Origin of the sequence: Kocuria sp. SM24M-10 (assembly GCF_001027955.1) — a bacterium.
Taxonomy (GTDB): domain Bacteria; phylum Actinomycetota; class Actinomycetes; order Actinomycetales; family Micrococcaceae; genus Kocuria; species Kocuria oceani.
This window is the reverse complement of sequence record NZ_LDNX01000100.1, coordinates 1-10,359: the sequence shown is the minus strand read 5'-3', so window position 1 is coordinate 10,359 and position 10,359 is coordinate 1. Positions and strand designations below refer to the sequence as shown.

At 65.5% G+C, this 10,359-nt stretch carries 9 protein-coding genes and 3 pseudogenes; 9 read left to right on the top strand and 3 right to left on the bottom strand.

The features are described 5' to 3' along the window. Positions 1-256: 256 nt before the first annotated feature. The 5 genes and pseudogenes from ABL57_RS23065 to ABL57_RS11175 all read left to right on the top strand — a co-directional run. Positions 257-1,134: pseudogene (locus ABL57_RS23065) on the top strand (IS3 family transposase); the annotation flags it as partial. Positions 1,135-1,180: 46 nt separating this feature from the next. Further along, a pseudogene (locus ABL57_RS11190) lies at positions 1,181-2,577 on the top strand (IS30 family transposase). Continuing rightward, positions 2,516-2,875: pseudogene (locus ABL57_RS11185) on the top strand (integrase core domain-containing protein); the annotation flags it as partial. The pseudogenes ABL57_RS11190 and ABL57_RS11185, both read left to right, overlap by 62 nt. 172 nt (positions 2,876-3,047) lie before the next feature. Next, the gene (locus tag ABL57_RS11180) at positions 3,048-3,548 is read left to right on the top strand and encodes a flavin reductase family protein (protein ID WP_152683377.1); all 501 of its coding nucleotides are present in this window, start codon (positions 3,048-3,050) and stop codon (positions 3,546-3,548) included. Between the two features lie 88 nt (positions 3,549-3,636). After that, positions 3,637-4,257 carry a superoxide dismutase gene (locus ABL57_RS11175; RefSeq protein ID WP_047803552.1) on the top strand — a complete coding sequence of 207 codons (621 nt, stop codon included), beginning with the start codon at positions 3,637-3,639 and terminating at the stop codon, positions 4,255-4,257. Positions 4,258-4,401: 144 nt separating this feature from the next. On the opposite strand, the gene ABL57_RS11170 is transcribed toward ABL57_RS11175, so the two are convergent. From ABL57_RS11170 to ABL57_RS23535, 3 genes are all read right to left on the bottom strand, one after another. Beyond that, positions 4,402-4,830: a DUF6640 family protein gene (locus ABL57_RS11170; RefSeq protein ID WP_047803551.1), complete on the bottom strand. Its 429-nt coding sequence runs from the start codon at positions 4,828-4,830 to the stop codon at positions 4,402-4,404. Positions 4,831-5,131: 301 nt separating this feature from the next. Continuing rightward, complete coding sequence (locus ABL57_RS20745) at positions 5,132-6,136, bottom strand: SgcJ/EcaC family oxidoreductase (RefSeq protein WP_053004922.1); 1,005 nt, start codon at positions 6,134-6,136, stop codon at positions 5,132-5,134. 54 nt (positions 6,137-6,190) lie between these two features. Then, the gene (locus ABL57_RS23535; protein WP_082157398.1) at positions 6,191-6,706 is read right to left on the bottom strand and encodes a DoxX family protein; all 516 of its coding nucleotides are present in this window, start codon (positions 6,704-6,706) and stop codon (positions 6,191-6,193) included. Between the two features lie 202 nt (positions 6,707-6,908). Here ABL57_RS23535 and ABL57_RS11155 point away from each other — a divergent pair, with 202 nt between their 5' ends. The 4 genes from ABL57_RS11155 to ABL57_RS11140 all read left to right on the top strand — a co-directional run bounded on the left by ABL57_RS11155 (position 6,909) and on the right by ABL57_RS11140 (position 10,319). Further along, the gene (locus ABL57_RS11155; protein WP_047803549.1) at positions 6,909-7,349 is read left to right on the top strand and encodes a MarR family winged helix-turn-helix transcriptional regulator; all 441 of its coding nucleotides are present in this window, start codon (positions 6,909-6,911) and stop codon (positions 7,347-7,349) included. Then, positions 7,280-8,083, top strand: coding sequence for a TetR/AcrR family transcriptional regulator (locus tag ABL57_RS11150; protein ID WP_082157397.1), 804 nt, complete (start codon positions 7,280-7,282; stop codon positions 8,081-8,083). Before ABL57_RS11155 ends, ABL57_RS11150 begins: the two co-directional genes overlap by 70 nt. Positions 8,084-8,187: 104 nt before the next feature. After that, the gene (locus ABL57_RS11145) at positions 8,188-9,783 is read left to right on the top strand and encodes an MDR family MFS transporter (RefSeq protein WP_047803548.1); all 1,596 of its coding nucleotides are present in this window, start codon (positions 8,188-8,190) and stop codon (positions 9,781-9,783) included. Next, positions 9,780-10,319, top strand: coding sequence for an NAD(P)-dependent oxidoreductase (locus ABL57_RS11140; RefSeq protein ID WP_053004920.1), 540 nt, complete (start codon positions 9,780-9,782; stop codon positions 10,317-10,319). Before ABL57_RS11145 ends, ABL57_RS11140 begins: the two co-directional genes overlap by 4 nt. Positions 10,320-10,359: the final 40 nt, after the last annotated feature.

The following is a 10,359-nucleotide window of genomic DNA, read 5'->3' as shown; positions in this document are numbered from 1 at the left end:
TCACGGAACACACCCCTGCCCGCGGCGCATCATCTCGCACCGATCACGCCAGGACGGCCAGCCGAAGGCTCATCGGTGGATCGAGGCTTAGGCACAGACGATCAACCATAGACAGTGAACCACGTCACTGTACTGCTGTCCAGATGGCATTTCTTCTCTGCAGACTTGCGTCGCTCGTGAAGTGCTAGGAGACTGCCGCACGAACAGGTGACACCCGATCTGGCTTGCCCGCAGGGCGGCCTGGAAGGATGTTGCTGTGCCCGCTCCCTATCCCCAAAAGTTCCGTGACGACGTCGTCCGCGTGGCCCGCAGCCGCGAAGACGGAGTGACGCTCGCTCAGATTGCCAAGGACTTCGGCATCTACGAGATGACCCTGTCGAAGTGGATGCGCCAGGCTAACGGCGAGGACGGCGAGAAGCCCGGCGTGACGAGAGCCGATTCCGCGGAGAACCGTGAGCTCAAGAAACGGATCCGCCTGCTCGAGCAGGAGAACGAGGTCTTGCGACGCGCGGCGGCCTACCTCTCGCAGGCGAACCTGCCGGGAAAAGGCTCTACCCGCTCGTGAGTGAGCTGGCCGCCGGCGGGATCCCCGTCGCGGTGACGTGCCGGGTGCTCAAGCTCTCCCGCCAGCCCTACTATCGGTGGCTGGCGGACCCTGTCACGGCTGCCGAGCTGATCGAGGCCTACCGTGCCAACGCCCTGTTCGACGCCCACCATGATGATCCGGAGTTCGGCTACCGCTTCCTGGTCGACGAGGCCAAGGACGCCGGCGAGGTGATGTGTGAGCGCAGCGCGTGGCGGATCTGCCGGGACAACCGCTGGTGGTCGGCGTTCGGAAAGAAGCGGGGGAAGAACGGGAAGAAGCCCGGCCCACCGGTGCACGATGACCTCGTCGCCCGCGACTTCACTGCCGGCGGGCCGAACCAGCTGTGGTTGACCGACATCACCGAGCACAAAACCGCAGAGGGCAAGCTCTACATGGGCGCGATCAAGGACGTCTTCTCCGGGCGGATCGTGGGCTATTCCATCGACTCGCCGATGTTGTCCAGTCTGGCGGTGCAGGCACTGCACAACGCGGTCGCGCGCCGCGGGGATGTGGCCGGCTGCATCGTCCACTCGGATAGGGGCAGTCAAGGCGGATTCAACCGGTCGTCGCAACACCTACAGGATGAGGTGTTCGATGGGCGTCATCGAGAAGCAGAAGCGGGTCCAGGCCTACCGCGGTCAGATCGTCTCCCCGGGCCGGCCGACCATCGCCTGGCGCGAGGACCGGGTGCGGTTTTGGGCGGCCATCGCGGCAGGCGCCAAAACCTCAGAGGCTGGTGTGGCAGCAGGGGTTTCAGAACCGGTGGCGCACCGGTGGTTCCGGCATGCTGGCGGGGTGAATCCGCAACTGGCCCCTACGGTCACGGGGCGCTACCTCTCCTCGGCTGAGCGCGAAGACATCGCGCTGTGGCGTGCCCAGGGTGCGGGCGTGCGCGAGATCGCCCGCCGACTCGGTCGGTCCTCATCGACAGTCTCGCGGGAGGTGCGCCGGAACGCCTCCACACGCACATACCGCTTGGAGTACAAGGCCTCGACCGCGCAGTGGCACGCCGAACGCCGGGCCCGCCGGCCCAAGGTCGCCAAAATGGTGACTCATGACCGGCTAAGGACCTATGTCTAGGACCGACTCGTGGCGCCGTCTACACCGCCGAGGGCGCGGTCGTGGGCCCGACCGGACCGGCGTGGGATGGGAAAAACAAGCCCCACCGCGGGGACCGGGCGTGGGTGAACGGGTGGAGTCCGCAGCAGATCGCCAAGCGACTTCCCCTCGACTTCCCTCAGGACGAATCGATGCGGATCAGCGCGGAGGCCATCTACCAAGCGCTCTACATCGAGGGCCGCGGCGGCTTGGAACGACGGCTGTCCTGGTGCCTACGACGCGGCCGGACCAAGCGAGTACCCCGGGCACGCACCCGCCAGCAGACCTGGGCCCACGTAACTCAGGAGACCCTGCTGGCCAAGCGGCCCGAGGAGGTGGAGGGCCGAAAGGTGGCCGGGCATTGGCAAGGGGACCTCATCATCGGTCTGAAGCGCTCTGCGGTGGCCACCCTCATCGAACGCACAACCCGCTACGCCATACTGGTCCACCTGCCACGGCAGGAAGGCTATGGGCTGATCCCGCCGAAGAAGAACGCACCGGCCTTGGCCGGCTACGGCGCCCTGACCATGAAAGACGCCCTCGCGGCGGCCTTCACACCACTGCCAGACAGGCTGCGCCGGTCACTGACGTGGGACCGCGGCAAAGAGCTCTCCGCCCATGCGCTGTTCACGCAGCAGACCGCAGTGCCCGTCTACTTCGCCGACGCCAAGAGCCCCTGGCAACGGGGCAGCAACGAGCACCTCAACGGACTGCTGCGCCAATACCTCCCCAAGGGCACCGACCTCTCCCGCTGGAGTGCCGAGGACATCGCCGCCGTGGCACGAGCCATCAACAACAGGCCCCGAGGCATTCTTGGCTGGCGGACCCCATCTGAGGTCTTCGAGGAACAACTACGCTCAGCTCAACAGCACACTGTTGCGACGACCGGTTGAATCCGCCCAATTTCGTTCACGGAAGTTCGGCCACGCCCTGAACCGGCACGGACTGGTCGGCTCGATGGGCAAGGTCGGCGCGGCCGGGGACAACGCCGCGATGGAGAGCTTCTTCGCCCTGCTGCAGAAGAACGTCCTCGATAGGCGGTCCTGGGCGAGCCGGGATGAGTTGCGGATCGCGATCGTCACCTGGACCGAGCGGACCTACCACCGACGCCGGCGGCAGGCTCGTCTGGGGCGGTTGACCCCCATCGAGTACGAGACCATGATGAAGCCCGCCGTGACCCTCGCGGCATGAGACCCCATCTGTCACCTGTTCGTGCGGCAGTCCCGACCGGGCATGGATCAACGAAGTCAGTTTGCACGGTTTGACCTCAACCTTGGCTGAGGTTGTAGCGTCGTGGGTGTTCCCGAGGACGTCGAGAACGCGCGACGAAAGGGCAAACATGACCCCTCCTTCCCTCCGCCCGATGGCGACCACCCCCGACACCACTCTCTTCCGGGAGGCCTTCCGTAACCACCCGGCAGGGTTGGCCGTGATCACTGCCGCCGGCCCGTCCGGCCCGGTGGGCCTGACCGCCTCATCAGTCTCCTCGGTGTCGGCGGACCCGCCGGCCCTGATGTTCTCCCTCTCGGGCACGAGCACCGCCCCGGTACTGGCGACAGCCGAGACGGTCCTCGTCCACCTCATGAACTCCGAGCAGATCGAGATGGTTCGCGCCTTCGCCACCCCCGGCACCACCCGCTTCACCGAGGAGGAGGACTGGGAGTTCCTGGCCTCGGGAGAACCGTTACTGCGGGCAGCACCCTGGGCGTTGCGCTGTGTCGTGACCGACCGCGTGGCGGTCGGGGCCTCCCAGGTTCTTATCGCCACGGTGCTCGATGTTCGCTCCCATGCCGGGGCCGGGGATCCCCTGGTCTACCACCACCGGACCTTCCACCGGCTGGGACGACACTCCCGCATCCCCTAAAGATCACCCCGCTTGGGGACAGCTGCGCCTGACCCGGCCCACTGAACCCCATCCCTTGTCCTGCACGAAGAACCAGAGAGGAATACCCATGGCTGAGAAGTACACCCTTCCCGATCTCCCCTACGACTACGCCGCACTCGAGCCCCACATCTCCGCGAAGATCATGGAGCTGCACCACGACAAGCACCACGCCACCTACGTGGCCGGTGCCAACACCGCCCTGGAGAAGATGGCGGAGGCCCGCGCCAACGGTGACGGCGCCGCGGCCGCCAAGCTGTCCAAGGACCTCCAGTTCAACCTGGGCGGCCACGTCAACCACTCCATCTTCTGGAACAACCTCTCCCCGGAGGGCGGCGACAAGCCGACCGGTGAGCTCGCCGCGGCGATCGACGACCACTTCGGGTCCTTCGACGCCTTCCGCGACCACTTCACCGCCGCGGCCACCACGATCCAGGGCTCCGGCTGGGCGATCCTCGCCCTCGAGCCCGTCGGCGGCAACCTGGTCATCGAGCAGATGTACGACCAGCAGAACGGCGTGCCCGTCGCCACGATCCCGCTGCTCCAGCTGGACATGTGGGAGCACGCCTTCTACCTCGACTACCAGAACGTCAAGGCGGACTACGTCAAGGCCTTCTGGAACATCGTGAACTGGGCGGACGTCCAGGCCCGCTTCGAGAAGGCGCGCACCGGGGGCCGGTCCATCATCTGATCCACGGTCCGCGCGACCGGCGCGGGAGCGCGCCGATCACCGCGAACAGGACCCCGGACCGCACGGTCCGGGGTCCTGCTGCCGCCCAAAACTGGACACAACGCAATAGAGAGCGGGCGACTCGATGTCGCCGTCGGGGCAGCGTCAGTTCCCGGGGTTGTGCTGGGCGCGCCTCTCGAGGCCGTAGCCGAGGGCGGCCAGTCCCAGCATCCCGGCTGCCGCGAATCGCTCGTCGATCCACACGCCGCCCACCTGGGGCACCAGCTCGGGGAACTCCGCCTGCAGGCCCTGGGCCCCGGGGAAGGCGAAAGCCGCCCCCATGGAGGCCCAGAAGAAGCCGGGCAACAACGCCCCCAGGGCGGTGCTCCGATCGGGGTTCTGACCTGTCCGGTTCAGTCCGACCAGCCCGGCGGTTCCTAGCAGAGCGCCCATGGCGATGGTCTGCGCGTCGTGGAATCGCGCGTGCGGCGGCCAGTGCGGATTGAATAGGTGTGTGCGGTTCCAGTCCGCCGCGAACCCGCCCACAGCCGTGGCTCCGGCCACAAAGGTCAAGATCTTTCGCCCTGCTGACATGTACCCACCCTATCCGCGTGTCTATGGTGTCGCCTGGATGTTCTCCTTGCCGGAGCGGAGGAAAGGCGACTGCTCTGGTTCATGTTCCGGCGCTGGGGCACCCCCGGCCTACCGGGCGCAGCGCCTCCCACCATTTTTGCCCGGGATGGAAACCCGCATCGAACGTACGAAGACGATCCGCCGTCCAGCACCAGCGGGAAGGGTGGGAACGGGCTGTCCTCGGGATGCAGCCCCTGCTCTACGGTGACGGGGGTGCCAACCGCTCAGGTCATGTGGCACGGCGTGGTTCCTCCTGTGGCACTCAATGTGCCTCAGCGTGTGTGGTGGCTAATGAGAAGTCGGTGTTGTAGCTGCGCTCGATCGCCCACCCGGTGAACGGGTCGGGTTTGGTGGCCACCAGAACCAGCAACCCGTGGCGACGGACAGGAACTGCGACCTCGGTGAACTGGGTGAGGTCGTGGCCGGTACTGGACCAGCGGACCTCTACTAGCACCGTGCTGGCTCCGAGACGGTGGGAACGCTGCGATTCCATGGTGAGGCTGGCCCGCGCGAGCGGTCCGGCAAAGACGTGGTGATGCCCGGCCTCGATGCCCGCCCGGCCCTCGAAGGTGTGGCCCATGACGTCGACGAACTGGGCGTGCTCGTGGAAAAGCCCGGCCAGGGCCTCGGGGTTGTGGGTGTTGAACGCTTCGAGGAACTGAGCGCCCAACTGGTCCGCCGCCCGGGGCACCAGCGAGATCTGCGGCCGTTCGCACGGGCTGGACATCCGCTCGAGGACGGCTGAGCCCAGCGCTCGAACCTGGTGAAGATAGGGCGCCAGGGCGGCCCCGGTATCCTGCAGGCGCCCGTCGGGCCCGTAGGCGTCCCGTGGGAGGGTGATGTGAACTCCTGGCTCGATCAGGTCGGTGCCGACGAACTGGAGGACTTGCACGAGCTGGTCGTAGCTTTGCCTGCCACCGTGGCTGCCATAGCTGATGACCGCGGTGGGCTTGTTCTTCCATTCATGGAAGAGGTAGTCGATGGCATTTTTGACCGGGGCCGGATAACCGAAGTTGTACTGCGGCACCACGAACACGACGCCGTCAGCGGCCGTAATGCTCTGCGCCCACTTGCGAGTGTGCGCATGAGCGTAGTGGCCGGTGGCAGCCATCAGCGGCTCGTCGAGGAAGGGCAGGTTCAGCTCAGCGAGGTCGACCAGGGAGGCGTCGAGGCCCTCGACTTGTTGCAGGGTGGAGATCAAGGTCTCCCCGATCTGCCGCCCGACCCGCACGGGCCGGGTGCTGCCGATGACGATAAGAACAGACATGTGCGAACAACTCCTGAAATAGCGGGATGGAAGATGGTGCCTCTATCGTCTGGCTCATCCCAGCGGGTAAGGACTAACCCGTAGGGTCGTCAGTGCCAGACAAGAAGTAGTGCGGCTCATAGCATGCCGTTGCCTCGAGGGGATGGGGTCCTTGTGGTGGAACAGGATCGCTCCGATCCAGACGACAGCGAAGCAGATCGCCGCCACCAGGGTGAGGACAGTGGGGGTGTCCGGCAGACCAGTCAAGATCAAGACCATCGCCCCGAGGACCTCCAGGATCCCGAGCACGCGGCCTCTTGTGGGCGGCAGATGCACCTGACGTAAGGCGGTTTCAGGCCAAAAGGCCTTGGCGCCTCCACTGAATCCGAACAACAGAGCCAGAAGGATTTGTAGCCCTAAAGGGCAATGGTCATGGAAATCTCCTTGGAGGACGTGGAAGCCAAGGAACGGGCATGAACCCTTGTCTCTTGGTGGGGTGCTCGCCCTCCAGTGCAGTCGGGGTAATTTCGATGTGCTCGTACAGAAGTCGTCTCCAGCACGTGATCCACCTCCATTTAGGGAACGAACCATCGGCGGCTCATGTGAGGGCGGGCCGAGCCGTACGGGTGAGAAGCTGCTGTGGTGGTCTTTCGGTCACCTTGCGGGCTAGTCCGCTACCCAAGCACCCACCCCACCACCCCAAAATAGTTGGCTATACGAACTAAATTAGTTCGTATAGCCACCTTTTGCAAGATAAGCTTGGAGCGGCAGAGAGCGCTCGGGAAGGAGCACGGTGACGGACCCCCTCGGCACCGCCTCAGCCCTGGTGCGGCTGTCCTTTCTGGTGCAGTCCGTCTATGCCACGGTCTGCGCCCAGCACGACCTCACTCCAGCCCAGGCGCAGCTGTTGTGCGTTCTCAAGGACCAGCCCCGCGCCATGGCAGAGTTGGTCGCCATGTTGCGCCTGGAGAAGTCCAGTCTCAGTGGGCTCGTCGATCGGGTCGAGCGCCAGGGGTTGTTGTCCAGGCACCCTTCCCCCGTGGATCGTCGCGCAGTGCGCCTCGCGCTGACGACCCGCGGGCAGGAGGTGGCCGAGCAGTTCTACGAGGAGGCCACCACCGCCCTGGAGCAGCTCGTCCAGCACCTGCCTGTCACCGAGCAGCGATGCTTCACCCAGATCACCCACCGCATCCTCCTCGAAGAGGCTGTTCCGGAGATATTCGGGACAGCCTAGAGCTCAGCATTTCAACCGAGCCCCGCCGACAGCCCATAAGCCAGACATACGCGCCTATCGTGAGTACTCCTTCACCGGAAAGGGAATCCTTGGCGCAATCACGCAATACCACTCGCATCACCTCATCTCGAGGCCGCCCTCGAGATACCAGGCGTGGACAGGAACTGCTGCACGCGGCACAGGACCTGCTGGTGGAGGTCGGCTACGAGCACCTGTCGATGGACGCGGTGGCCGCCCGGGCCAAGACCAGCAAATCCACCCTGTACCGCCGGTGGTCCTCCAAGGCCGAACTGGTCACTGCCGCCCTGGCTGCCTTCGAATGGAATACCGAGGTGCCCGACACCGGCACCCTGCGCAACGATCTGGCCTCCTTGGCCCGGGTGTGGTTCGATCCCAACCAGCGGCGGGATCAGCTGTTCGTCCGGCTTCTCACCGCCATTTCCGACGACGACCAGCTGCACGGGCTCTACGTGTCCCAGATCGCCCAACCGAGGGCACAGACCCTGGAGAAGATCGTTGATCGGGCGGTGGAACGAGAGGAGATTCCCCGGCACGCCGACGTCGCCCGCGTGGGCGGAATCCTGCCGGCCCTGGCTTTCCAGCAACTGGTGGTGCTGCGCCGGCCCATCGATGCCGCTTTTCTCAATCACGTCTTGGACGGCATCGTCCTGCCGTTGCTGAAGATGCCGCCCCACACCGAGCCGGCACCGCAGCAGGCGCCTTCAGAGCGGTGAGGAACGACCTCGCGGATTGCTCTTAACGGTACTAAGCCGTACCGTTAATCGGAACCCACAGTCCTCTCCGGCACGCTGGTGCCTGACAACGTGAAAGCGAGCCTATGACCACCGACGTTTCTCAGACCTCGCCGGAGGGCCCCACGGCTGCGCTGACCCGCCGGCAGTTCACGCTGGTCTTCGTGGGACTGATGCTGGCCGTCCTGTTGGCCGCTTTGGACCAGACGATCGTGGCCACCGCCTTGCCCACGATTGTGGGGGAACTCAACGGTCTTGAGCACCTGTCCTGGGTGATCACCGCCTACATGCTTGCCGCCACCATCGGTCTGCCGATCTACGGCAAGCTGGGAGATCTGTTCGGGCGCAAGAGCATCTTCGTCTTTGCCATCGTCGTCTTTCTCCTGGGCTCGGTCTTGTCCGGCCTTGCCCAGGACATGACGCAGCTGATCATCTACCGGGCGATTCAGGGCATCGGCGGCGGCGGGCTGATGATCGGGGCTCAGGCCATCATCGCCGACCTGGTCTCGCCCCGGGAGCGGGGCAAGTACATGGGCCTGATCGGGGCGTCCTTCGGTCTGGCCTCCGTCAGCGGCCCGCTGCTGGGCGGTTTCATCACCGACGTGTGGGACTGGCGGTGGGTGTTCTACATCAACGTCCCGCTCGGGGCAGTGGCTCTGGCGGTGATCATCCCCACCCTGCACCTGCCCAAGCCCGCCAGGGCGCGTCCTCGCCTCGATTACGTCGGCACGCTGCTGCTGGCCGTCGCCAGCACCACGCTCATCCTGATCACCAGCTGGGGCGGGAACACCTACGCCTGGAACAGCCCGACCATCCGCGGCCTGGCCGGCCTCACCGTGGTCATCGTGGCCGCGTTCATCGCGGTGGAGCGACGGGCCACCGAGCCGGTGCTGCCACTGGCCCTGTTCCGTGAGCGCAACTTCACCCTGCCCACCCTGATCGGGATCACGGTCGGCATCGCCATGTTCGCCACGATCTCCTATCTGCCCACCTTCCTGCAGATGGTCAACGGCGCCTCCGCCACCGCCTCCGGGTTGATGATGATCCCGATGACCGCAGGCGTGCTGGTGGCCACCATCGGCACCGGACAGCTGATCTCGCGCACTGGCCGGTACAAGGTCTACATCGTGACCGGACCAGTCATCCTGGCGGTCGGGCTGGTGATGCTGTCGATGATCAGTGCCGACTCCGCGTATGTGTTCACCGCGGCCGCGATGTTCGTCGTCGGTCTCGGCGTGGGATGCCTGATGCAGAACCTGCTGGTCATCGTCCAGAACAGTGTTGCCCGTCGTGACATGGGCGCGGCCACCTCCGCGACCAACTACTTCCGGCAGATTGGGGCGTCCTTCGGGATCTCGATGTTTGGTTCTCTTTTCGTGGCTCGCCTCGATGACCAGATGGCCTCGCTGCCGCCCGGCGTCCCCCTGCCCGCGGGGGAGGCCGGTATCAGCTCCCTGACCCCCGAACTGCTCGCCTCCCTGCCGCCCCAGGCCCAGGAAGCCATCGTCAACGGCTTCGCCCAAGCCCTCCCCCCGGTGTTCCTCCTCGGGGTGCCTATCGCACTGGCCGGTCTGATTCTGGCGATCTTCATCAAGGAAACGCCTCTGTCCACCCGTGTCGGTCCCCCGACTGCTGAGACCGCACCTGCGGCCCCAGCAGCAGCCTCGGGGAAGACGCAATGAGGATCGCCGTCGCCGGGGCCACCGGCAACACTGGCTCACACGTGGTGTCCCAGGCCCTCGGCCGCGGCTACGAGGTTCGGGCCCTGGCCCGCCGACCGGAGGCGATCACCGCGCGGGACGAGAGGCTCACCGTCGTTCCCGGAAACGTCCTGGAACCTGCGACCTTGGGACCGTTGGTCGAGGGCGTCGACGCCGTGATCTCCGCTGTGGGCATCGGCACCCAGCGGACCCCCACCAAGGTGTACTCCCAGGGGACGAAAAACCTCCTCGAGGCCATGGAACAGGCCGGGATCCAGCCGATCATCACCATCTCCTCAGGCACCCTCGCCCAAGGAACACAAGCCTCCTGGGGGCAACGCCTGATCCTGTTCCCGTTGCTGCACCGACTCTACGGCGCCAGCTACACCGATATGCGTTGCATGGAGGAGATACTGGCTGGCAGCAGCGCGGACTGGACCGTCATCCGCCCACCCGGGCTGGTGGACAAACCCGCCGCAGGAACTTATCGGGCTCTACGTCTTTCGGGTGGGGAGTGAGACTCGCGTAGTGAGTTCAGCAAGGTAGGGGTCGAGGTCC

What these genes read in the sequence shown, in the direction of transcription:
- ABL57_RS11180 (WP_152683377.1), top strand. Translation starts at nt 3,048, where the DNA reads ATGGCGACCACCCCCGACACCACTCTCTTCCGGGAGGCCTTCCGTAAC.
- ABL57_RS11175 (WP_047803552.1), top strand. Translation starts at nt 3,637, where the DNA reads ATGGCTGAGAAGTACACCCTTCCCGATCTCCCCTACGACTACGCCGCA.
- ABL57_RS11170 (WP_047803551.1), bottom strand. Translation starts at nt 4,830, where the DNA reads ATGTCAGCAGGGCGAAAGATCTTGACCTTTGTGGCCGGAGCCACGGCT.
- ABL57_RS20745 (WP_053004922.1), bottom strand. Translation starts at nt 6,136, where the DNA reads ATGTCTGTTCTTATCGTCATCGGCAGCACCCGGCCCGTGCGGGTCGGG.
- ABL57_RS23535 (WP_082157398.1), bottom strand. Translation starts at nt 6,706, where the DNA reads ATGGTTCGTTCCCTAAATGGAGGTGGATCACGTGCTGGAGACGACTTC.
- ABL57_RS11150 (WP_082157397.1), top strand. Translation starts at nt 7,280, where the DNA reads ATGCTTCACCCAGATCACCCACCGCATCCTCCTCGAAGAGGCTGTTCC.
- ABL57_RS11145 (WP_047803548.1), top strand. Translation starts at nt 8,188, where the DNA reads ATGACCACCGACGTTTCTCAGACCTCGCCGGAGGGCCCCACGGCTGCG.
- ABL57_RS11140 (WP_053004920.1), top strand. Translation starts at nt 9,780, where the DNA reads ATGAGGATCGCCGTCGCCGGGGCCACCGGCAACACTGGCTCACACGTG.